The sequence below is a fragment of the Antrihabitans spumae genome (assembly GCF_043944905.1).
GTDB classification, from domain to species: domain Bacteria; phylum Actinomycetota; class Actinomycetes; order Mycobacteriales; family Mycobacteriaceae; genus Antrihabitans; species Antrihabitans spumae.
The window spans coordinates 35176-56651 of record NZ_JBIMSN010000038.1 but is presented as its reverse complement, the minus strand read 5'-3'; the positions used below and the strand labels follow the sequence as shown (position 1 = coordinate 56651).

Here is a 21476-nt window from a genome sequence, read left to right as displayed (position 1 = left end):
AAAAGACTCACGACCTACGTAGCCGCAGGCTGAACGGCACGGCCACGATAGCGATTGCGGCAATGGCAAATTCGACGACCGCGAGCGCGCCGCCCTGCCCCAACGAACTCGTCGACACCGCAAGATAAAACGTTCCGACCGTCGCGGCACCGAGAGAGATGCACGTCTGCTGCGTCGTGATCAGGATCCCGCTGCCTAGCCCCGCCTGCTCGGCCGGGACCTGCGCCATCACCACACCGAACAACGGCATCATCACCAAACCCGACCCGAACCCGATGACGAACATCGGGATCGCGAGGGTCAGCGGTCCGATGTTGGGCCAGAGTGACCACAGGACGATTCCGCACGAGGTGTAACCGACGGCCTGGAGAGCCCAGCCGCGGGCGATGATGCTCGGACCCCACCTCTCCTGCAGTGCGGCGTTGTAGATCGAGACGATCAGGAAGCTCGCAGCCAACGGCAGGTAGGTCAGGCCACCTTCGAGCGGCGACATCCCGGCCTCGCCCTGGGTGGCGAGGGCAAACGCGAACATGAACCCACCGAATGATGCGAAGAAGGCCACCGCGATCGTGAGGCCGATCTGCATCCCGCGCAGTCGGAGGACCGATGGCGGCACCAACGCAGGTTTGCCGACTCGCTCGGTTCGTCGTTGATGCCCGCCGAACAGCAGTGCCATCGGTACGACGGCACCGAGCATCAGCAACGTCCACAGAGGCCAGCCGAGCGCCCGACCCTCGGTCAGCGGCAATAGCAGAAACACCAATGTGACGCCGAGCAGCACCGCGCCGACGCCGTCGACGGCAAGACGATCGACGGCTTTGGTTTCGGGGACGATCACGATCGCGGCTATGAATACCAGCAGGCAGATCGGAACATTCACGAAGAACACCAGACGCCAGCCGAGGCCTGCAATATCTGCCGAGACCAATACGCCGCCGAGGATCTGCCCGACCGCAGCACCGATGCCGCCCGCGGCGCCGAACATGCCGACCGCACGCACTCGGCTGACTCCGGTGAGAGTTGCCGCGATGGTCGCCAGCACCTGCGGAGTCATCAAGGCGGCCAATGCGCCTTGGCCGATCCGAAGGACGAGCAGCGCTTCGATGTTGGGGGCAAGACCGCAGAGCAGCGAGAACAGGGTGAAACCTGCCATGCCGATCAGGAACAATCTGCGACGCCCGAACGCATCGCCGAGCCGGCCGCCGACCACGACAAGCATCGCGTTGGCGATGCCGTAGGTGCCGACGACCAACTGCAGTTCGGCCTTCGACGCGTCCAGGTCGGTACCGATCGTCGGCAGCGCGACATTGATGATGAAGAACGACAGGATCGGGAGGAAGGCTCCGCCGATCAGGGTCAGCACCGCGATGGGCGACAGCGTCGCGCTCGGCGATTCTGCGTCAACGTCGGCGGCCATTCGAATCACGATAGGCGCTTCGCGCTCGTGCGCATTTTCGGAGGGCCCCACCTCCTAAAGGACTCACGACCCGACGTCGTTTGCTCCGACCTGCTGGTGGGTATCGATGCGATACGTCCCCCGACCTAGGAGTGTCGACCCGTCGTGACCTTCAGCCTCAGCCTCTCCCCCGCACAACTCGATCTCGCCGAACGCGCTCACGCCTTCGCCGAGGACGTCATTCGTCCCGTCGCCGCGCATTACGACAGCGCTCAGGAGTTTCCGTGGCCGGTGCTCGAGAAGGCCGCAGAGGCAGGGTTCTACAGTCCGCTCTTCTATCGCGATCTGATCGGTGATCCGACCGGTCTGTCGTTGCCGCTGTTCATGGAGGAACTGTTCTGGGGTTGCGCTGGAATCGGCTTGGCCATCGTGATGCCCGCGCTTGCCCTTTCCTCCATCGGCCAGGCCGCGACGCCCGAGCAGATGCTGCGCTGGGCACCCGAGTGCTTCGGCGAACCCGGAAATTTGAAGATGGCCGCACTCGCGATCTCGGAGCCCGAGGGCGGTAGCGACGTCCGCAACCTGCGGACCACGGCACGGCGCGACGGTGACGACTGGATCATCGACGGCCACAAGATGTGGATCGGCAACGGCGGCATCGCCAACGTGCATGTCGTCAATGCGACGGTGGACCCCGACCTCGGGCACCGTGGTCAAGCGTTGTTCATCGTTCCCGGCGACACCGAAGGTCTCGAACTCGTCCGCAAACTGGACAAACTCGGCTGCCGGGCGTCACACACCGCGGAGTTGAAGTTCAACGGGTGCCGAATCCCCGGCGATCATCTGCTCGGCGGAGACGACAAGCTCGAGCACCGACTGCAGAAGGCACGCGACGCCGCCGAAGCCGTCGCCGGTGGGGCGGGCCGAAAGTCGTCGACACTGGGCACATTCGAACAAACCAGGCCGATGGTTGCAGCGCAGGCACTCGGAATAGCCAGAGCTGCACTCGAATACGCGACCGAGTACGCCAACCGTCGAGAGGCATTCGGCGGACCGATCATCGACAACCAGGGCATCGCATTTCCGTTGGCCGACATCGCAACTCAACTCGACGCCGCTCGCCTGCTGACGTGGCGGGCGTCGTGGATGGCCGCGACCGGTGCCGAATTCAGAAACGGCGAAGGATCGATGTCGAAACTCGCAGCGAGCGAAATCGCCGTCAAGGCAACCGAACGCGCGATCCAGACCCTCGGCGGCTGGGGCTACATCAGCGACCACCCTGTCGAGAAATGGTTCCGAGATGCCAAGTTGTACACCATCTTCGAAGGGACAAGCGAGATTCAGCGGATGGTCATAGGCCGGGCACTCGGCGCCGCCGACGGTGCGCCGCCGGTACACCTCGACCAAGAACCCGAGGGCAGCGATCTCGGCCGCCTGCTGGGCAGGGGCTCCCCCGCGCGAACACGAGCGGGATCGCTGGCGTTGTCGATGAAAGATCGTGTCCCGGAGCCGGTTATGCGACTCGCGATGAAGGCGTTGACGCCCCCGAATCGACGTTAGGCGCCTCCGTCGCTCGTGCGTCCTTTAGGAGGTGCGGCCCTCCGAAAGGACTCACGAGCGGCGGAGCCGCATCGTCAGTTGGGAGCGTCCGGGCCGCGACTGATTCCACTGCGCAACCGCACCGATTCGGAGTACGCGAGACTTCGGAAGTGCAGGATCGGATCGTCCGACGCTTCGATACCAGCGGTGACGCGCATCGGGTCGAAAACGACTACGTCGCCGTCGTGTTCACGTTCTGTTTCGAGCCCGACGATCTCCAACGTGCCTATCGTGACTCGTTCCTCGCTCGTCCACGCCACGGACGGGTCGACGGTCGAATCGTCCAGCCCGGCGATCTGCACCTGCAAGGTGAACCGGACCGGCGCCTCACCTAGGCGCGCATCGAGGTCGTCGTTCAGAAAGTCGTGCCCTTTGGACCGCGCTGCGAGCAACGAGATGAAATGCTCTCCCGCCTCCGGAACCCAGTGGTAGCGAACGAATCTCGAACCACCACTCGCATCGCTCCAGCGAAAGGCATGCAGCGCATGGTATTCGATTGTCGCGTAGCTGGCGGGGATCTTTGCGGCAACGGCATTGACCTTGAGCGTGCGAACGAGAGCTGGGTTCTGCGTCGCGTACTTGGCCAACCGCAGTGGTGTAGCGAGACCTGGCTTTGCCGCGCGTAGGAATTCGACGAAACCGTCGGGCGTGCTCGCGGTGAACAGGCGCGCAGTCTGCGAGGAAATGTCCGTCGTCTTGCCGTCCGGGAGCGTGAACTTCACGGCCATACCGCGGACGTGCGGAACGTTGTCCGCCCGCGTCGGGTCACCCGAACCGTTCGAGAACCGAACGAGCGCCGGAACCGTGCGTCCGTCGAGATGCGCCGCGCTCGACAGTGTTACCGCTGCCGATCCTGCCGTGAAGGTGCCTCGATACAGGGACCCCTTCGCATGCAATGCCCGAAAACCTGGATGCGCACCCTCGAGGTCGTGGATCGCGTCCATTGCTTCGCCGGGAGTGACCACCGTATTCACCTGCACCCTTGTCCAGCCCGCCGACCGCGAGCACAAGATTCGATCCTATGTCCGCGGGCGCAACGTCTCCTACTGTTCGGGTCCCAGTTCGACCACGGTTCCGGGATGCGCGAGTGACGCGACCGAAATCCTGCCGCCCTTCGCCTGGTCGATGACCTGCCCCTGCCAGGCAACGAAGCATGAGGCGGCCTCGCTGTTGTAGACCCGGTCGAGTATCGGGGTCAGCAGTTTCGCGAATTCACCTTCGGCATTGATCAACTGCGCGCGGTAGGGTCCGTAGTACGGCAGGATCGCCTCCAGCACAACAGCTTCCACACCCTGAACCTGAGTGATGATCGGATTTATCCACTGCAGGTTCGCGTCGATGACGGGTGCGATCTCAGCGAGCACCGGACCGACCAACTGCAACAGCGGTTGGTAGACGGATCCGAGCGCGAACGCCTCCGACGAGAAGGGTCCGGCCAGCGGTGCCAATCCGATCAACGACGCCAGTCCGCCCTGTTTGGCGGGCGCGGGCCAGCCGAGCGGGCACGGCGGCTGCGTATTGACGGGCGCCGTTTCGAAGGGGCTACCCGTGCCAGGAGGCGCTGTACCGAGCGGAACCGAACCTGGCGCGCCTGGCGTCGAGGGCGTCGTACCAGGTGTTGTGGTCCCAGGCTTGATCGTCACGGCCGGTGCGGCAGCGCTCGGACCTCCGAGCGGGACTGCCGCGGACGGCGCAGGACCACCGGGAGCCGGTGCGGCAGGCGGTGGCACTGCAGCGGGTGGTGCAGGCGCCGGAACGACAGCGGCTGCGGGGACCGCGTTTTCGGTTTGCGCCTGCGGTACGACGACGGCGACCTGGTCGCCACGTTCGACGGTCAACGCCGTGACTGCTACCGAGCTGCCAATGACGGTCAGGGCGGCGAGTACGCGGATTGTGCTCGCGAGCAAGGTGCGGGGGGCACTGGTCTCGGACATATGGGCGTCTCCTTGTGACAAGTTTCGCGGTCGTCAGTTGACGGGCGGTGGCGGACCGGGAGCGTTGGCGGATGGCTCGAAGACACCTTCCAGGTGCCAGACTCCGGTGAAGCCGTTGAACGGACCTCCGACGATCAAGCTGGTCCACTGCAGGGTGAAGCGCCGGGTTTCGGAGTCGTACGTGCCGGTTGCAGGCGGGCCCTGCACCGCGTCGGTCTGCGGGAGTTTCAGCCACTGCTTTGCGACCCAGTCCCAGACCTGCTGGACCTGCTCCGCGCCGGCTACCTGCGGACCCTCCTTCTCAGGAGGCTTCGGTGCACCTTGATTGAACTCTTGGTTGTTCCACGATGCCGCCCATGCCGAGACGTCTGCGGAGAGCGTCCCGTCGTTGTTGACAACCGATGGCGCCGACACCTGACGCTGCGTCTGCGGGTCGACGGGGTTGGTCGAGGTGCCGAACTCGACGGCAAAGAACCTGGTCGGCTTCGTGATCGACGCCGCGAGCGAGTTGCCATCTGCGAAAGCAGGATTCGGCTCACTCTGGAAGCCTCCCGTCCGCAGACCGCCTTCGGTGCCAGGTTCCAGCAGGGTTGTTCCACCGCCGAGAACCGGCGAATCACCGTTCGGCATGTACGGTCCCGCTTCCGGCGTTCCGCCCGGTTGGACCATTCGAAACCACGTTCCGGTGACGTCGTCGCCCGACACGGCGCCGGGATCGAGTCGGAACAATCCCACGAGGTTCTCCGGTCCGGTCGACGCGGTGTCTTTGTCCCCGTCGCTGCCACACGCGCCCGTGACGAGGGCGGCGATCACGAGCAGACTTCCGAGTGTTGTCCGGGCTCTCACTGCGAGCCACCTCCCTGAGTTTGCGAACGCGCACGGCGCGCATCTCGCACTAGATGAAAGATCGTTGCGGCGACGACGCCGACTCCTGGCAACAGGAAGAACCAGCCGAGTCGAGAGAAGGCGTCGAAACCGAGTGGTTTCGTCGACTCGTTCAGCGCCACAACAGCTTCGAAGTTCTCGACGTTGTCGTTCATAGTTCCGACCAGAGCAGCGAACGAGGAGGTCATAGGTTGCCACTGTTCGCCGAGGGAATCGATTGCACGAAGGTCGGCGTCGGGATGTGCCTCCCGGACCGCGCCTGTGAAACGACTGTCGAGCTCACCCTGGGCTGCGACGAGTGTGACGAAGTAGCCCTGCACTTTTCGGACCTCGTCGGTCGTCAGGATCGGACGGAAGCCGTCGAGCAGTGGCTTGCCCGCGGGGGCGTTCGCGAACAATCCGAATCCGAAAGGTATTGCAATCAAAGCCAACCCGACGAGTCCGGCAAGGATCCGTGGTACGCGAGTACGACGACGCGCCCGCCGAATGCCGATCGCGCCTGCGACGATCAACACGAACCCACTCAAAGCCAGGAACCACGGCAGCAGACCGAACGGCGGAATCTGCGTCAGGTCGGCGTAGTTCGATCGGTTCGCGTCGATCGCGTCGATCATCCGGGTCATGTCGCTCTGTATCAGCGGATAGTCGCGTACGAAGTTGTCGACGTAGGTGTAGGCGCCCGGCGCTTCGCCGTTTCGTTGTACCGCAACGATGTTCGTGCGAGCGGCGTCCAAGACTGTGAGGTTGTTGCGGTAGCCGTCGACGCTGGTTTCGGTCATGTACGGGGCGAACGACGCGATCATCGCCTCACCCTGTGCGGCTCTGAGAAACATACCGCTGAACAGCGGTCCGAGGATCAACGCTGCCCCGACGACCACGATCACGATGTACGGCCACGTGGAAGCTTCGGTTTCAGAGGACTTTTCGGGCGTCGGGAACGCGGGCAGTCCTTCGTATTGCGCAGTCGTCTGTGCCGACGACATCAGGATTTTCTCCGGCCGGCGATTCTGTCGGCGTTGAAGAACGCTCCCGCCGCGACGATTGCGACAACCAGTAGGACGGGCACTACCCACGCGGGCGCGTGTTCGCGACGCGGCAGATCGATCGTTCTGGTTGCCAGGGTTGGATCGGCGACGGACGCCGTTTGCGGGGCAGGCGCGACCGGTGCAGGAGCGGCCGGCGCTGGTGCGGCAGCAGCGGGTGCAGCAGCGGGCACTGGCGCTGCTGGCGCGCCGGGTGCTGCAGGCGCGGGTGCTGCCGCCGGTGCCGGTGCCGCTGGGGCCGCGAGGCCACCACCTTGGTATTGACCCGCGAGGTGCCACAATCCGGTGAAGTTGTTGAACGGGCCCCCGACGATCTGGCTCGTCCACTCGATCACGAAGTTGCCGGAGCCGTCGATCGAGCCGCTGATGGGGCTCGTCTTACCCGGGAAGCTGCCGCCCGGTTTCGGCGAACCCTGGTTGAAGACCTGGTTGTTCCAGGTGACGCCGAGACTGCTAAGGTCGCCACTCAAACTGCCGCCGTCGGCGAAGAGCTGCGGCAGAGCCGCGCCCGCACCGGTCTGCGGATCGGTCTGATTGGTTCCGGTTGCGAAGTCGACACCATAGAACCGCACCGGCGTCGTCACCCGACCCGACAGAGCGTTGCCGCCGCCGTCGAAGGCCTGCGCTGGTTGTTCCTGGTAGCTGCCGCTCACCAAGCCACCGTCGCTGCCTGCCGAGAGCGGAGTGACCGTCTGGTCGCTGCAACCCGAGTCGCTGTTCTGCAGGAACGGACCACTTGCGTCACCCGTCGGCAGAATCATCCGGAAGAAGCTGCCGGTGACGGAACCGCCCGAGCACACGCCGGGCGAGAGTGCGAATAGACCGCTCAGCGGCGCCGGCGCCGCGTGCGCCTGCGGAACAGCCGTCGCGAACGGTCCGAGAATTCCGACGCCTACCGTGGCCGCTGCCAGCAGTATCGCTCTCCTACGTCCCATGTGTCATGTCCTCTACATCCGCGTGAAGCGAGGGAACGCCTCGTGTCACGGCGCGCACTTCTCGCAGGTCACAGCCGCCCGCAACGCGGTGACGCGTCGTTGGCATGGCAGTAGAGACATCCGAACTCACCCGTGCGACCTTGTCGCCGGTTCCGATCACCCTGATCGAAACGGGCACGCGCGCGGCAGCTCGAAGGTCGGACGCGACGCCGTATCGCCGCAGCTGAGGGCGGTCTAGCCGGACACGACGTCGGTGGCGAGCAACTGCACGATCGAGCCGGCAACACCGTGACGTCGCGCACGGTCGACCAGCCGGCGAGTGACGCAGGACCAGCAAAGGAGCAACGCGTGTCCGGCGTCACGCCCGAAGTAGACTGACGCCCCGACCAGCACAAAAATCGAATCTGGAGTGTTCATGACCGCCTCGCCGCCCCCGACGGACGATGGTGGGCCGATCGAGATATCAGGCCGCGATCCCGAATTCATCAGAGCGATGCTGCCGCGTATGTGGCTAGCCGCGACCCTGTGGTTTCGAGCAGACGTCGACGGGTTCGAAAACGTGCCGGACGAACCTGTCCTGTTCGTGGGTAATCACAGCGGTGGCGCGAACATCCCCGACACCTTTGTCTTCGTACTTGCCTACAACACGTACTTCACTGTCAGCGGTCGGCCGCTGTATGGCCTCGGCCACGAAATCATCACCAGGATGCCCATCATCGGGTGGGCAAGCCGCAAGATGGGCGTCGTACCCGCCGATCCGGAGATTGCCGCGGCGATCTTCGAACGAGGCGGGTCCGCACTCGTCTATCCGGGCGGCGACGTCGAATCGTTGCGACCGACAAGGGACCGCAACAAGATCGTCTTCGACGGCCGCAAAGGCTTCCTCAAACTTGCTCACGCTGCCGGGGTGAAGATCGTTCCGGTCGTCGCGACGGGTGGCCAGGACACGTTCTACGTGTTCAACGACGGCCGTCGGCTGGCTCGACTGCTGCGTTTCGACAAGATGTTTCGCATCAAGAGCCTGCCGATCAGCCTCAGCATTCCGTGGGGCTTTCTGCCGGGCGATCTCCCCCACATTCCACTACCGGTGAAGATTCGAATTCAGGTGATGGAGCCCATCGATCTCGGAGAACGATTCGGCGACGATCCCGACTGGGACAAGGCGTACGACTACGTCACGAGCGTCATGCAGACCGGACTGTCGCGCCTCGGCGCCAAAACCGTCATTCCGTTGGTCGGCTGATCTTGTGAGCCAAACCGTGTCAGTTACCCGCCGGGTGCGTCGCGACGCCGATGTGGCTGGGGCATTTCTGTCCGACCCCCATCAGGTGCTCCCTCTCATCACCGGCCTCGGTCGATGGAGATTCGTCCGCGACACCGCCGACGGCGAAGAATGGGATGTGTTTCTCGACGTCGGCGCGATTCAGGTCGGCGGCCGGGTGCTGGTGACCAAGTCGGACGGCGCAGGACTCTCGTGGCAGACAATCCGCGGTACCCATCACGCGTTCGAAGCAACGCTCGCCTCCGACGGGGACGACAGCATTCTCACTCTGACCGCGACCTACACATTGTCAGGATTGGTCCTCGCCTGGGTGTCCGAGTTGCTCGGCCGCGGCATCGTGCAGCGACACCTCGAGGCCGCTGCCGAGGAAATACGCCACCACCTGGAGTACGAACTGGCTTGAGTCTGCCTACAGCAGACACGCGGCCGATTCCGGGCGGTGAGGCGGTACCAATGGAGGCATGACCGCACCGACACTCCCCGACCTGAACTACCGTGACCTATTGGCGGACAGACTTTTTCGCCAGCGAACCGTGATGCTCACCGGCGAGGTGAACGACGCCATGGCTGAACGTGCCTGTGCCGAACTCGTCCTCCTCGCCACCGCCGACGCTCAACGCGACATCGTGATCTACATCAACTCGCCAGGCGGTTCGGTGTCGGCTGGGCTCGCGATCTACGACACGATGAAGCTGATACCGAACGACGTCGTCACCGTCGCCATGGGCTTCGCAGCAAGCATGGGCCAGGTGTTGCTCTGCTCCGGTACCCAAGGTAAGCGAATCAGTCTGCGGCACAGTCGGATTCTGATGCACCAACCGTCCGCTGGCATCGGCGGAACAGCTGTGGACATCGCGATCCAGGCAGCGAGTTTGGAGCTGCTGAAACGGCAGTCTCAAGAGATCATCGCCGGCGAAACGGGCCACACCGTCGAAGAGATCGCTGCCGACAGCGATCGCGATCGGTGGTTCACCGCGGAACAAGCACGCGACTACGGCATCGTCGATCGCATCGTCACGTCGTTCGCCGAGATCGCGCCACACACAACCGCGCCCCGAATTGGATTGTGAAGCCATGTCCCAGTACACAATTCCCAACGTCATCGAACGAACACCGGCAGGCGAGCGATCCTTCGACATCTTCAGCCGACTGCTCAACGAGCGAATCATCTTTCTCGGCACCGAAATCGACGACGGCGTCGCGAACGTAGTCATGGCTCAACTGCTGCACCTGCAGGCAGACAGTGCCGACCGCGAGATCGGGCTGTACATAAACTCGCCGGGCGGATCCGCGACAGCGATGCTGGCGATCTACGACACCATGCAGTTCCTGAAGCCGACGGTCGCGACCTACTGCATGGGTCAGGCGGCGTCGGCGGCAGCCGTGCTCTTCGCGGCAGGGACGAAGGGCCACCGTCATGTGCTCGCCCACTCGCGGGTGCTGCTGCATCAACCATCGAGTCAGGGATCGGGAACCATCTCCGACCTAGCCCTGCAAGCGGCAGAGATCATGCGCCTACGAGCCGAGACGGAAGACATCCTGAGCAAACACACAGGTCAAAGTGTCGAGCGGCTGAGAAAAGACACAGACCGGGACCGGATCTTCACCGCTCGAGAAGCCGTGGACTACGGGTTGGCGGATTTGATAGTGGAGTAGTTGTGGCTGTGACTCTGGCGCTGTGACATTGGCTCGCTCCGCTCGCTGTGGCTACGGTGACACTGGCTCGCTCCGCTCGCTGGGCTCAGGGGTCTTCGTCACGCTCGCTTCCCTCCTCGTCCAGTCGCTTCGCTCCCTCCCTCGTCAGTCCACCGAGCGCGGACCCCTTCGCCGGTTTGCTTGTTCGGTATCGCGAACTGCGCAGCGCGCATTGGCAGTTCGCACCTCCAGCAACACTTCACAAGTGCTGCGCAGTGTAGGCACGCGTTGCGAAGCAGAACGTCACCTGAGACGGCGGAGGGTCAGCGTGAGCTGGACTGACGAACGGAAGGAGCGAAGCGACTGGAGGAGGAGGGAAGCTCACGCGTAAAAGACCCGTAGCCACAGCGAGCGGAGCGAGCCAATGTCACTGAGCCCAGCGAGCGGAGCGAGCCAAAGTCACAGAGCGGAGCGAGCCAGACTACGCAGCCTGCAACGTCGGCGTCCCCCATCGTGTGGTGCGGTTGGCGTAGGCGCCCCTCCTGCTGGATCGGGTGAGTAGATCTTCGATCGAGATTCCGAGTGCTCCGCAGATGGATCGCAGAATCTCGGAGGAGGGTTCTTTCTTGCCGCGTTCGATTTCGGATAGGTACTGCTTGGACATGCCGACCTGGGTGGCTACGTCGTCGAGGCTGCGGTCTTGGTCTCCGCGCTCTTCTCTGATGACTCGTCCGTAGAGTTCGCGAACCAGCGGAGCGGGTTCGGGTGTCGCGGGTGCATCCGACTGGTCGGGTGCGGTGGTCACCAGCGTCAGTCTGCGCTGAGATGTCATACCTCCGAATTCTTCCAGGCCACGACTCCGATCGCCTATCGTTTTCACTCTGGGCGGACGGCGGTGCTACCTGCGGCGTCAGCGAGGGATAAGCGGTCGGTAAGTGCCACGACGTTTTGTGTGCTGGACAGATCCGATCAACCAAAGATCCGGATTCCCATCTGGCACAAAAGGAAAAGTATGTCTACTCATATCGACGATCCGCAGGCCCTGCGCCCTCACAGTGTCGTCGAACGTTTGCGGCTGGTCGTTGCAGGTGAGGTCCATGCTCCCGGCACCGGCGGTTACGACCTTGCAAGTGCGACATTCAACGTAGCGACGGAGCATCATCCGGCGGCGGTTGTCGTCGCTGCGGACGCAGCAGATGTTGCAGCCGCTGTGCGTGTAGCCGCTGCGTCGGGTTTGACCGTCGCGGTGCAGGCGACGGGACACGGCGCGATGGCCGCGAAGTCGGACGCGATTTTGATCAACACGAGCCGCCTGTCGACGCTGTCGATCGACGTCGCGGCGCGAACGGCAACGGTGGGCGCCGGTGTTCGATGGCAGAAGGTTCTGGATGCGACGTCGCCGTTCGGCCTCGGCGGTCTGTGCGGTTCAGCGCCTGATGCAGGCGTCGTCGGCTACACCATCGGCGGCGGGATGGGCCCGATCGCCCGGACCTACGGTTTTGCCGCAGATCATGTCGTCGAACTCGAGGTTGTCTCGGCGGACGGCAGCATCAGCAGGGTCGACGAATCGACCGATCCCGACCTGTTCTGGGCAATCCGCGGCGGCGGCGCAGCGTTCGGCATCGTCACCGAGATGACGTTCCGCCTGTTTCCTCTCACGACGCTGCATGCTGGTGGGCTGTTCTTCGACATCGTCGACGCGCCGCGGGTGCTGCGTGGCTGGCGCGAGTGGGTCCACATGATTCCGGAGTCGGTGAGCACATCGGTCGCGGTGCTGAATCTTCCTCCGCTGCCTGATCTTCCGGAGGTGCTGCGGGGCCGAACGGTGCTGCACGTCCGATACGCGACCGCTGACCGCCGTGACGAGTACACCTCGATCATCGGCGCGATCCGAGCACTCGCGACGCCGCTGCTCGACACCGTCACCGATATCCACTACGCCGACCTCGGCGCGATCCATGCCGACCCTACCGATCCGATGCCGGTATCCGAGCGTGGGATGTTGTTGGCCGAGCTTCCGGTCGAGGCAATCGACACGTTTTTCGCGACAGTTGGTCCTGACGCGGAACTTCCGATCATCATGGCCGAAATTCGTGCGATGGGTGGCGCTCTCGCGCGGGATGCGGAGACTCCCAACGCGGTGGCGGGCCGGACCGCGGCATTCGCCCTTTTCACTCTCGGCATGAACGTGCCGCCGATCGCCGATGCTGTTGTGGGAGCACTGGATTCGATACTCGCAGCGATGGCGCCGTGGGGCACAGGTGGCTCGCTGCTGAACTTCGCAGGCGGTGTGACGGACGAACCTGCCCGTCGCGTGCACTCGGCATGGGGCGTCGAGAAGTACACGAGGTTGCGCGAGATCCGCGAACAGGTCGATCCGAAGGGAGTTTTCGCTGCCGCTGCGCGGTGGTGACCTGTGATCGTCCAGCTGACGTGATCCGGGCCACGTAACGTAGCCCGCGTTGTCGCCGCTACGGTTGCAAGCGCGGGCAACGCGGCCCGGAGCACGCGGAGGAATACATGACCAACTCTCGAATCGTCCTGTTCGGAGCGACCGGATATACCGGAAGACTCACGGCGGCAGCCCTTGTCGGCCGTGGGGTGGCTCCGGTCCTTGCGGGTCGTAACGCGGAAACACTCAGCAAACTCGCCGACGAACTCGGCGGGCTGGACAAAGCGGTCGCCGACGTCGGCGATCCGAGTTCCATTCGCGCTCTGATCGGTCGCGGCGACGTCCTGGTGACGACGGTCGGCCCGTTCCATCGTTGGGGCGCACCGGCCGTCGAGGCTGCAATCGATGCCGGTGCGCACTACCTCGATTCGACGGGCGAGCCTGCGTTCATCCGTAGGGTTTTCGAGCACTGGGACGGACCTGCGCAGTCAGCGGACATCGCGATGCTCACCGCATTCGGCTACGACTATGTTCCCGGAAACCTAGCTGGCGCACTCGCTTTGGAAGAAGCAGGCCCGGAAGCAACGTCCGTCGTCGTCGGCTACTTCACGCGCGGCGGCAACAGCGTCAGCCGCGGCACCCTCACGTCCGCAGCGCAGGCAGCGCTCGAACCGGGCTTCGTCTGGCGGGACGGCGAGCTACGTGACGAAACCGTCGGGCACGATTTGCTTCATCACCCCGCCGACCGGAAGCGCACACCGTCGTCGCTGTCCGTGTCTGCGACAGAGCACTTTTCACTCCCCCGTATCTATCCGAATCTGCTCGACGTGCGGGTCGGAATAGGCGTCGCCGGCGCAGCCACCATTGCGGTGTGGGCAGGTGGACGTGTTGTGCAGGAGCTACTGCGATTGCCCGGCGCGCGTGGGATCGCCCGCAAAGCGGTGATTGCGACGTTGCAGGGATCCGGCGGCGGACCCAGCGACGAGCACAACTCGAACTCCGGTTGCTTGATAACTGCACACGCCTTCGCCGCGGACGGCACCGAACTGGCACGCGTCACGCTCGAAGGTCCGAGCGTGTACGGGTTCACGGCCGAGGCGCTGGCCTGGGGCGCCGAGCAGATGGCGGGTGGCGTGGTGCAGGAGCGCGGCGCACTCGGTCCGGTCGAAGCCTTCGGCCTCCGCGGCCTGGAGTCCGGCTGCGCGTCGATCGGATTGGCCCCTTCGGGGTCGTGAGTCTTTTCGGAGGTCGGGCCCTCCGGAAGGACTCACGAGGCGCGTAGCGCCCTCAGGTTTACACCGTCTTGTACCCGGGTATACGCCGCCTCTATGGATGCCCTCTGGAATTTTGTCGTGAATCGGCGTCAGCAACTGTTGACCGATTCCTATCTGCATGTTTCCGCGGTCGTCCAATCGGTCGTCATCGCGACGATCATTGCGGTCGCAATCGGGATTCTCGTGTACCGAAGCCCGATCGGGTCCGCTGTCGCGACCGCGGTCGCCAGCACGATCCTCACCATTCCGTCGTTCGCACTGCTCGGCCTCCTCATCCCGTTTCTGGGACTCGGCGTGGCCCCGACGATCACCGCGCTCGTCCTGTACGCGTTGCTCCCGATCATCAGAAATACGATCATCGGTCTTGCGTCGGTCAATCCCGCAGTGACCGACGCGGCGCGCGGCGTCGGAATGAACCGCGTCGGAGTTTTGACGCGGATCGAATTGCCATTGGCGTGGCCGTCGATTCTCACGGGTATGCGAGTGAGCACCCAGATGATCATGGGCATCCTGGCCATCGCCGCATACGCGAAAGGCCCAGGCCTCGGCAACCTGATCTTCTCCGGACTGTCCCGCGTCGGTAGTCCGAATGCCGTGCCGCAGGCATTGGTCGGCACCGTCCTCATCGTCGTTCTTGCGTTGATTCTCGACGGGATCTACGTACTCGTCGGCCGATTCACAACATCTAGGGGTATCCGTGACTGACTCAGCCACAACGAAATCGACTGTCTCCGGGGTCGAGATAGTGCTCGAGTCGGTGACGAAGCGTTATGCAGGGCAGAAGGACGCCGCAGTCGACGATGTCTCACTGACTGTGCCCGCGGGCGAAATCGTTGTCTTCGTGGGCCCTTCGGGTTGCGGCAAGACGACAACGATGCGGATGATCAACCGCCTCATCGAACCCTCGTCAGGGAAGATCACCATCGACGGCAAGGACGCTTTGTCGATCGACCCCGACGAGTTGCGTCGCGGCATCGGCTACTCGATCCAGCAGGCTGGACTCTTCCCACATATGACGATCGCGAAAAACGTTGCGACAGTGCCCGGCCTGATCAAATGGGACAAGAAGCGCATCACCTCACGCGTCGACGAGATGCTCGACCTGGTCGGCCTCGATCCCGATACCTACCGCGATCGCTACCCGCGCCAACTCTCCGGCGGCCAGCAGCAACGCGTGGGAGTCGCACGGGCGCTCGCCGCCGATCCGCCGGTGCTGTTGATGGACGAACCTTTCGGCGCGGTCGACCCCATCACCCGCGGACTGTTGCAGGACGAATTGATGCGGCTGCAAACCGAACTCGGGAAGACGATCGTCTTCGTCACCCACGATTTCAACGAAGCAGTCAAGCTCGGCGACCGAATTGCTGTGCTGGGCAACCAATCCAGCATCATGCAGTACGACACCCCCGAGGCGATCCTCGCCAATCCGGCCAACGACATGGTCGCTGGGTTCGTCGGCGCTGATGCCTCACTGAAGCAGCTGACCCTCACTAGAGTTCGCGACGTCGAACTACTGCAGTGCCCGACGGTCACCGAAGACGATTCCGTCGACGATTTGCGGCGCCTCCTCGAAAGCCGCAAGCGCCAATGGGCTTTGATACTCGACTCCCGTAACCGGCCACTGCGCTGGGTATCTCCCGCGCACCTCGCGCACGCAACGACACTGCGGGGCGTCGGCCAGAACGTCGGCGAGATGGTTTCGACCCAGTCGACACTGCAGGACGCCTTGGAGGCCCTGCTCGCCGAGAGCACAGCATCGACCTGCGTGACGGGACGGCGTGGCGAATACGCGGGACTGATCACGATCGACACCCTCGTCGGGCATCTGTCATCGATGCGAGCAGAACACGCACACGACCACGACGCCGAGCCCAGCGACACCAAAGACAACGGCGCCACCACCAACAACGGCGACACCGAAGTCAGCGACGCTCCGTCATGAGCGCACCGACCCGGGCCGTCGACGACGACAACACGACCGCGCCTCCGGATATGGAGACCGCTCCCGACCTGAGCGGCAAAGAGAGGTCGGCAGCGAAGCGTGCGGACCGTATCCGTCTGCTGGCCCAACCGCTGCTGGTGGCGGTTCTCGTTGCAGGCGTTCTGCTCTGGGCATTCAGTCGCGATCTCACCGCCACGCAGAAGGGCAGCATCAGCCTCTCGAATATCGCAACGCTGACGTGGCAGCACGTGCTGATCACGATCGCGGTCGTCCTGATCGTCGTCGTCATCGCGGTACCACTCGGCACATTGCTGACCCGCCCCGGCTACACACGGCTGGCACCGTTCTTCGTCGGTATCGCGAATGTCGGTGCTGCAGCGCCCGCTATCGGTTTGCTGGTGCTGTTCTATCTGGCGACGCGGACGACGGGGTTCTGGATCGGCGTGCTCCCCATCGCGTTCTACTCGTTGCTTCCGGTGCTGCGCAACACAATTCTCGGCTATCAGGAGGTTGATCGGACGTTGATCGATGCCGGTCGCGGCCAGGGTATGTCGCCGATGACAGTGCTGCGGCGCGTCGAGTTTCCGATGGCTGTGCCGTACATCCTTGCCGGCCTGCGCACTTCGCTCGTACTTGCAGTCGGCACCGCGACGCTGTGCTTTCTCGTCAGTGCGGGCGGTCTCGGCATTCTGATCGACACCGGCTACAAACTCCGTGACAACGTGACCCTCGTTGTCGGCGCGGTGCTCGCGGTTTCCCTTGCGCTGCTCATCGATTGGGTCGGCGCGCTCGCCGAACAGTTCCTCGGACCGAAGGGACTTCGCTGATGCGCGGGACGCACGATCGCCGTCTCCGGCGACGCCTCGCGGCCGTCGCAGTAGCTGCAGGGCTTGCCTTTGTCGCCTCCTGTGGACTGCAATCCGGCGGTGCCCTGCCACTCGAGGTCGGGCCGGGGAGCATCCAACCGATTCCAGAACTCGAGGGTCTGAAGATCACCGTCGGATCCAAAGACTTTACCGAACAGATCACACTCGGCTACATCATCGAGTTCGCGCTGGCCGCCGCGGGCGCGGATGTCCGTGACCTGACGAATATTCAGGGCTCCAACAGCACCCGTGACGCGCAACTCAACGGCCAGATCGACCTGACCTACGAATACACGGGTACGGGCTGGATCAACTACCTCGGAAACGAGACGCCGGTCCCGGGTTCACAGGCTCAGTTCGAGGCCGTTCGGGATGCAGACTTGGCTGCCAACGACATGGTCTGGGCGGTACCCGCGCCGATGAACAACACGTACGCCATCGCCATGAACCGGCAGACCGCGGAGCAGACCGGCGTGAAGACCCTCTCGGATTACGCGCAGCTGATCAACAGCGACCCTGACGCGGCGACGACCTGCGTCGAAACCGAGTTCAACGTCCGACAGGACGGCTTTCCCGGTATGGCTGCGAAGTACGAGTTCGACGCAAACCGAGCCAAGCGGCAGATCCTGCAGACCGGCATCATCTACCAGGCGACGGCAGACGGTACCCAGTGCAAGTTCGGCGAGGTGTTCACCACCGACGGTCGCATCATCGCGCTGGATCTTGTTCTGCTGGAGGACGATCGACAGTTCTTCCCCAAGTACAACCCCGCGCTGGTGATGAAGAAAGACTTCGCCGAGGCTCATCCCCAGGTCGCGGACGTGATGACACCGATCTCCGCACGGCTTACCGACGAGGTCATGACCGAACTCAATCGCAAGGTCGACGTCGACGGCACCGAACCCGCGGACGTCGCACGCGACTGGCTCGTCTCCGAAGGTTTCGTGACGAAACCGTAGGACCGATCGCCCCTGCGGGTCGCGTGCACGACAATCGACGAATGGCTCATACGACGTTGGCCGGTGCGGTGCGCTTTCTCGTCGTGTCCGACCCCGGTCGCGTGCGACTACGGAGTGCAACTGCGACTACGTTGTCGGTCATCAAAGCGATGGCCACACTGCTGACCTTCACCCATCTCGTCGATCAGCCGATCACCGTTGCCATGCTCGGGACCGTCGTCGCGATGCAGTCGTCCGCGGCGGTCAAGGATCGTGACCAGCACAGCCGCGTCGTCACCACGTTGCTGTTGTTCTTTCCCGCAACTGGTGCGGTCCTGACGGCGGCGTTGCTGTCGCATCTGGGTCCGTTTGCAGATGTCGGTTTCATCGTCGTGTTGTTCACAGCCGTGTGGGTGCGACGCTACGGCCCTCGGGGCAATGCGCTCGGGATGGTCGCGTTCATCTCCTACTTCTTCGCTCTGTTCCTCGCCGCGTCCCCAGAGCAGGTGCCGATACTCGCGCTCGCCATCGGAATCGGTTTGCTTGCAACATTGTTCGTACGAACCGTCGTCCTGCCCGACCGCCCGAGAGTCGAAGTTCGCCGGCTTGCGCAAGCGCTGCGCGCCGCGTCCATCTCGGTCCTCGAGGTGGCATCGGATCGCAGCGCTCGCGACTTGGTCACGCTGCGCCGCAGGCTGGATCGGCTCGGCGAGACCGCACTGCAGATCGACGACTGGCTCGATCGGCACGACGCAGCCCAACTGCTGAGCGTCACCAACGAAGACTTGGCATTTCGGGTCTTCGACGCACAGATCGCGACGGAGCAACTCGTCAGCGCGCTGTGGGCACTCGACCCGGACAAGGCGTGGCCCGCGGGGCTCGGCAATGCGACAACCGCACTCGGATCCGTTCTGCAGCGCTACCCATCCAACGACCAACTCCGAGCGGCACGCAAACTGGCTGCCGCGGCGGCGGACAAGGCCGACCCGTCGACCACCGCGGGTATCGCGACGATCGTCGCCCAACGAGCGCTACAGGCGCACATCGCTATTCATCACATCACCACCAACGCGTTACAGGCGGACAGCAGCGCCGATCTGCCGCCGAAGCCCACCGACGCCGAGGAGGAGGAGAAAGATCCAGGCCTCGACCCGAGCACGAAAGCAGCGATCCAGGTGGCCGTCGCGACAAGCGCGGCAACCGTTCTCGGCGAATTGATCTCGCCGGACCGTTGGTACTGGGCAGTGCTGACAGCGTTTCTTGTCTTCACCGGTGCATCGACCCGCGGCGAAATCCTCACCCGTGCAGGGCATCGCATCGTCGGCACCATTCTCGGCATGCTCGCAGGTGTGCTCCTTGCCGCACTTGTCGGCAACAACGCCGCGGTGCAGATCGTTCTTCTGCTTGTCTGCATCTTCTGTGCGTTCTACCTGGTGACGGTCGCCTATGCGTTGCTCACGTTCTTCGTCACCGTCATGTTGGCGATGCTCTACGGCCTGCTCGGCGACTTCAGTATCGGCGTCCTCGAACTGCGGATAGCGGAGACTGCGGTAGGTGGAGCGGTCGGCATTGCCGCGGCGTACTTCATCTTCGCGACGGGAACGCGATCGACCCTCGTCGACAAGGTCGACACCTATCTCGACCGCATGGAGGACGTCATCGACGCAGGTATCGCGTCCGTGGTCGCTCCGGGCGGCGATACCGAACTCGTCGCGGAGACAAGGAAACTCGACAACGCGCTGAAGGAAGTCCTCACCGCAGGCAAGCCGCTGGCTCTGGGTCCGACGTCACGCAGCCGACGCGGCGCGAAACGGTTGGTCCGAGTCCTGCAGGTCAGCAACAGGTCCCTGCACGCACTTGCTCGATCCGGCGTCAATGCGTCGCGCGCCGACAGCGACACCGCGCCGTCGGAGGCGACCTCGGCCGCGCTACGCGACGCCGCCGCGTACGTCCGCGGGACTGTCGAGACCGTTCGCAAAGTTGTCGCGGGTGAACCGGTGGAGACGCCGGAGAAAGTCACGGAGACAACGATCTTGGACGTTCTCCGAAGTTCGACCAAAGCAGCAGGGCCAGTGCGGGGTGCGGTTCGCTCACTGAGCACTCTCGAACGTGCGCTTGCCGAGGCTACGAAGCGACTGTGACGGGTTCTCGACGATCAGAGGTCGGCGGCGTCGGTCGGCATGACGATGGAAATCGTTGTGCCACGCCCGATGTCGGAGTCCAGGTCGACGTCGCCGCCCATTGCGTCGATGCGAACCAGCAGTGACGCCAACCCGATGTGCCCGTCGGCAACGCACCTGTCGAGCGTCGAGGTATCGAACCCCGTCCCATCATCGGTGACGGTGAGCGTGATCGCGTCGGGCGTTGCGGCGAGTCGCACGTCGACCAGTGTTGCTCTCGCGTGTTTGTGCGCGTTCGCCAGTAACTCGCGGACGGCACGGTAGAGCAGCGACTGGGATGCCGGGCGACCGACCTCGGCCAACTCGGCGACGATCTCGAAGTCCACCCGTTCGGCGTACTGCCGCACGAGTTCTCTAGTCGCGGCGGTCAACCCGAGTTGTGCAAGCACCTGGGGGTGCAACGCAGTGACCGTGGACCGCAACTGTTTTGCGGTCTCCTGGATCGCCGCATCGACGGCGTCGAGCGCAGGATCGGGACTGCGCTCCCGTACCTCTTCTAGGTCGAGTCGCGCTGCGAGGAGGTTCTGCAGCGGACCGTCGTGCAGGTGCTCGGCCAGCTCCCGGTTGTGTCGCTCGTCCGCCTGCACCGACTCCGACACCAACCGTCGGCGCACGTCCAGCAAAGCGGCAACCCGAGCCGAACGCCGCGCGAGCACAAGACACAGGCCCGTCGTTGCGGCAGCGAGCCACAGGAGGAACCCGAAGTAGAGGTACACGACGTTCGGCAACCCGACCGTGTCGTCACGCTTCGAATAGACGATCCACACCGAGAGATAACCGACCGCCGTACCGATCCCGAGGAAGGCCGTCAGTTCGGGGCGATTCTGAAATGCCACGGAGATCGGCAGCAGAAAGAACACCGGCAGCAACAGCGACGTCGCTCCCCCTGAGCTCAGGCACAAAGCGAGCACAGCGAGCACGTCGATTCCCGTCGACACCCACCCGGCCCACGGCCGCACCGGTCCACGCAGTACGACGATCAACCAGACCACCGCGGCGCCGGCGTAACAACCGAGCAGACCGCTGTACACGGCGGGCAGCCACGGATCGACGTCGGCGATCGGTCCGAGTGCAACGATCAAGCCGATGAGCGGCACCCGAAGAATCGCCGAGATTCGGACCGACTCCGTCGCGAGATACTCGACGATTCGATCGATGCGGGACCGACCGGTCAT

Annotated in this window: 22 protein-coding genes; 13 read left to right on the top strand and 9 right to left on the bottom strand. The window is 63.9% G+C overall.

Annotation, left to right across the window (positions count from 1 at the left end):
- Positions 1-7: 7 nt before the first annotated feature.
- Positions 8-1417, bottom strand: coding sequence for an MFS transporter (locus ACHIRB_RS09705; RefSeq protein ID WP_395113422.1), 1410 nt, complete (start codon positions 1415-1417; stop codon positions 8-10).
- A gap of 144 nt (positions 1418-1561) precedes the next feature.
- Here ACHIRB_RS09705 and ACHIRB_RS09700 point away from each other — a divergent pair, with 144 nt between their 5' ends.
- Positions 1562-2956 (top strand): acyl-CoA dehydrogenase family protein, encoded by a 1395-nt coding sequence (locus ACHIRB_RS09700; protein ID WP_395113423.1) that lies wholly within the window; start codon positions 1562-1564, stop codon positions 2954-2956.
- Between the two features lie 74 nt (positions 2957-3030).
- Here ACHIRB_RS09700 and ACHIRB_RS09695 read toward each other — a convergent pair whose 3' ends face one another.
- From ACHIRB_RS09695 to ACHIRB_RS09675, 5 genes are all read right to left on the bottom strand, one after another.
- Positions 3031-3969 (bottom strand): catalase family peroxidase, encoded by a 939-nt coding sequence (locus ACHIRB_RS09695; RefSeq protein WP_395125467.1) that lies wholly within the window; start codon positions 3967-3969, stop codon positions 3031-3033.
- A 69-nt stretch (positions 3970-4038) separates the two neighbouring features.
- Positions 4039-4929 carry a hypothetical protein gene (locus tag ACHIRB_RS09690; protein WP_395125466.1) on the bottom strand — a complete coding sequence of 297 codons (891 nt, stop codon included), beginning with the start codon at positions 4927-4929 and terminating at the stop codon, positions 4039-4041.
- Positions 4930-4962: 33 nt separating this feature from the next.
- Complete coding sequence (locus ACHIRB_RS09685) at positions 4963-5775, bottom strand: hypothetical protein (protein WP_395125465.1); 813 nt, start codon at positions 5773-5775, stop codon at positions 4963-4965.
- Positions 5772-6797 (bottom strand): hypothetical protein, encoded by a 1026-nt coding sequence (locus ACHIRB_RS09680; protein ID WP_395125464.1) that lies wholly within the window; start codon positions 6795-6797, stop codon positions 5772-5774. The genes ACHIRB_RS09685 and ACHIRB_RS09680 overlap by 4 nt, the downstream gene beginning before the upstream one ends.
- Complete coding sequence (locus ACHIRB_RS09675; RefSeq protein ID WP_395125463.1) at positions 6797-7792, bottom strand: hypothetical protein; 996 nt, start codon at positions 7790-7792, stop codon at positions 6797-6799. Before ACHIRB_RS09675 ends, ACHIRB_RS09680 begins: the two co-directional genes overlap by 1 nt.
- A 104-nt stretch (positions 7793-7896) precedes the next feature.
- On the opposite strand from ACHIRB_RS09675, the gene ACHIRB_RS09670 reads away from it, so the two are divergent.
- Positions 7897-8019, top strand: coding sequence for a hypothetical protein (locus ACHIRB_RS09670; RefSeq protein ID WP_395125462.1), 123 nt, complete (start codon positions 7897-7899; stop codon positions 8017-8019).
- 7 nt (positions 8020-8026) lie between these two features.
- Here ACHIRB_RS09670 and ACHIRB_RS09665 read toward each other — a convergent pair whose 3' ends face one another.
- Positions 8027-8209: a hypothetical protein gene (locus ACHIRB_RS09665; RefSeq protein ID WP_395113430.1), complete on the bottom strand. Its 183-nt coding sequence runs from the start codon at positions 8207-8209 to the stop codon at positions 8027-8029.
- On the opposite strand from ACHIRB_RS09665, the gene ACHIRB_RS09660 reads away from it, so the two are divergent.
- Genes ACHIRB_RS09660 through ACHIRB_RS09645 form a run of 4 tightly spaced genes read left to right on the top strand, consistent with a single transcriptional unit; the run spans position 8208 to position 10730 of the window.
- On the top strand, positions 8208-9035 hold the full coding sequence (locus ACHIRB_RS09660; RefSeq protein ID WP_395113431.1) for a lysophospholipid acyltransferase family protein: 828 nt from the start codon (positions 8208-8210) through the stop codon (positions 9033-9035). The genes ACHIRB_RS09665 and ACHIRB_RS09660 overlap by 2 nt on opposite strands.
- A gap of 4 nt (positions 9036-9039) precedes the next feature.
- A complete protein-coding gene (locus tag ACHIRB_RS09655) occupies positions 9040-9477 on the top strand; it encodes a hypothetical protein (protein ID WP_395125461.1) in 438 nt (145 codons plus the stop codon).
- A 58-nt stretch (positions 9478-9535) separates the two neighbouring features.
- Positions 9536-10144, top strand: coding sequence for a ClpP family protease (locus tag ACHIRB_RS09650; protein ID WP_395113433.1), 609 nt, complete (start codon positions 9536-9538; stop codon positions 10142-10144).
- Between the two features lie 4 nt (positions 10145-10148).
- The gene (locus tag ACHIRB_RS09645) at positions 10149-10730 is read left to right on the top strand and encodes a ClpP family protease (RefSeq protein ID WP_395113434.1); all 582 of its coding nucleotides are present in this window, start codon (positions 10149-10151) and stop codon (positions 10728-10730) included.
- Positions 10731-11190: 460 nt separating this feature from the next.
- Here the strand turns inward: ACHIRB_RS09645 and ACHIRB_RS09640 are convergent, their stop codons facing one another.
- A complete protein-coding gene (locus ACHIRB_RS09640; RefSeq protein WP_395113435.1) occupies positions 11191-11541 on the bottom strand; it encodes a helix-turn-helix domain-containing protein in 351 nt (116 codons plus the stop codon).
- A gap of 180 nt (positions 11542-11721) precedes the next feature.
- On the opposite strand from ACHIRB_RS09640, the gene ACHIRB_RS09635 reads away from it, so the two are divergent.
- From ACHIRB_RS09635 to ACHIRB_RS09605, 7 genes are all read left to right on the top strand, one after another.
- Positions 11722-13122 carry an FAD-binding oxidoreductase gene (locus ACHIRB_RS09635; RefSeq protein WP_395125460.1) on the top strand — a complete coding sequence of 467 codons (1401 nt, stop codon included), beginning with the start codon at positions 11722-11724 and terminating at the stop codon, positions 13120-13122.
- Positions 13123-13229: 107 nt separating this feature from the next.
- Positions 13230-14336: a saccharopine dehydrogenase family protein gene (locus tag ACHIRB_RS09630; RefSeq protein WP_395125459.1), complete on the top strand. Its 1107-nt coding sequence runs from the start codon at positions 13230-13232 to the stop codon at positions 14334-14336.
- 93 nt (positions 14337-14429) lie between these two features.
- A complete protein-coding gene (locus ACHIRB_RS09625) occupies positions 14430-15080 on the top strand; it encodes an ABC transporter permease (RefSeq protein ID WP_199706008.1) in 651 nt (216 codons plus the stop codon).
- Entirely contained in the window at positions 15073-16317 is a 1245-nt protein-coding gene (locus tag ACHIRB_RS09620; protein ID WP_395113438.1) for an ABC transporter ATP-binding protein, read from the top strand. Before ACHIRB_RS09625 ends, ACHIRB_RS09620 begins: the two co-directional genes overlap by 8 nt.
- 50 nt (positions 16318-16367) lie before the next feature.
- Entirely contained in the window at positions 16368-17144 is a 777-nt protein-coding gene (locus tag ACHIRB_RS09615; RefSeq protein WP_395113501.1) for an ABC transporter permease, read from the top strand.
- A complete protein-coding gene (locus ACHIRB_RS09610) occupies positions 17144-18142 on the top strand; it encodes a glycine betaine ABC transporter substrate-binding protein (protein ID WP_395113439.1) in 999 nt (332 codons plus the stop codon). Before ACHIRB_RS09615 ends, ACHIRB_RS09610 begins: the two co-directional genes overlap by 1 nt.
- A 41-nt stretch (positions 18143-18183) precedes the next feature.
- Positions 18184-20262 carry an FUSC family protein gene (locus ACHIRB_RS09605; protein ID WP_395125458.1) on the top strand — a complete coding sequence of 693 codons (2079 nt, stop codon included), beginning with the start codon at positions 18184-18186 and terminating at the stop codon, positions 20260-20262.
- Between the two features lie 14 nt (positions 20263-20276).
- On the opposite strand, the gene ACHIRB_RS09600 is transcribed toward ACHIRB_RS09605, so the two are convergent.
- Entirely contained in the window at positions 20277-21476 is a 1200-nt protein-coding gene (locus tag ACHIRB_RS09600) for a sensor histidine kinase (RefSeq protein WP_395125457.1), read from the bottom strand.

Coding starts and splice junctions, on each gene's coding strand:
- ACHIRB_RS09705 (WP_395113422.1), bottom strand. CDS start 1,417: ATGGCCGCCGACGTTGACGCAGAATCGCCGAGCGCGACGCTGTCGCCC.
- ACHIRB_RS09690 (WP_395125466.1), bottom strand. CDS start 4,929: ATGTCCGAGACCAGTGCCCCCCGCACCTTGCTCGCGAGCACAATCCGC.
- ACHIRB_RS09680 (WP_395125464.1), bottom strand. CDS start 6,797: ATGTCGTCGGCACAGACGACTGCGCAATACGAAGGACTGCCCGCGTTC.
- ACHIRB_RS09675 (WP_395125463.1), bottom strand. CDS start 7,792: ATGGGACGTAGGAGAGCGATACTGCTGGCAGCGGCCACGGTAGGCGTC.
- ACHIRB_RS09670 (WP_395125462.1), top strand. CDS start 7,897: ATGGCAGTAGAGACATCCGAACTCACCCGTGCGACCTTGTCGCCGGTT.
- ACHIRB_RS09660 (WP_395113431.1), top strand. CDS start 8,208: ATGACCGCCTCGCCGCCCCCGACGGACGATGGTGGGCCGATCGAGATA.
- ACHIRB_RS09665 (WP_395113430.1), bottom strand. CDS start 8,209: ATGAACACTCCAGATTCGATTTTTGTGCTGGTCGGGGCGTCAGTCTAC.
- ACHIRB_RS09650 (WP_395113433.1), top strand. CDS start 9,536: ATGACCGCACCGACACTCCCCGACCTGAACTACCGTGACCTATTGGCG.
- ACHIRB_RS09645 (WP_395113434.1), top strand. CDS start 10,149: ATGTCCCAGTACACAATTCCCAACGTCATCGAACGAACACCGGCAGGC.
- ACHIRB_RS09640 (WP_395113435.1), bottom strand. CDS start 11,541: ATGACATCTCAGCGCAGACTGACGCTGGTGACCACCGCACCCGACCAG.
- ACHIRB_RS09635 (WP_395125460.1), top strand. CDS start 11,722: ATGTCTACTCATATCGACGATCCGCAGGCCCTGCGCCCTCACAGTGTC.
- ACHIRB_RS09630 (WP_395125459.1), top strand. CDS start 13,230: ATGACCAACTCTCGAATCGTCCTGTTCGGAGCGACCGGATATACCGGA.
- ACHIRB_RS09625 (WP_199706008.1), top strand. CDS start 14,430: ATGGATGCCCTCTGGAATTTTGTCGTGAATCGGCGTCAGCAACTGTTG.
- ACHIRB_RS09615 (WP_395113501.1), top strand. CDS start 16,368: ATGGAGACCGCTCCCGACCTGAGCGGCAAAGAGAGGTCGGCAGCGAAG.
- ACHIRB_RS09610 (WP_395113439.1), top strand. CDS start 17,144: ATGCGCGGGACGCACGATCGCCGTCTCCGGCGACGCCTCGCGGCCGTC.
- ACHIRB_RS09605 (WP_395125458.1), top strand. CDS start 18,184: ATGGCTCATACGACGTTGGCCGGTGCGGTGCGCTTTCTCGTCGTGTCC.
- ACHIRB_RS09600 (WP_395125457.1), bottom strand. CDS start 21,476: ATGACCGGTCGGTCCCGCATCGATCGAATCGTCGAGTATCTCGCGACG.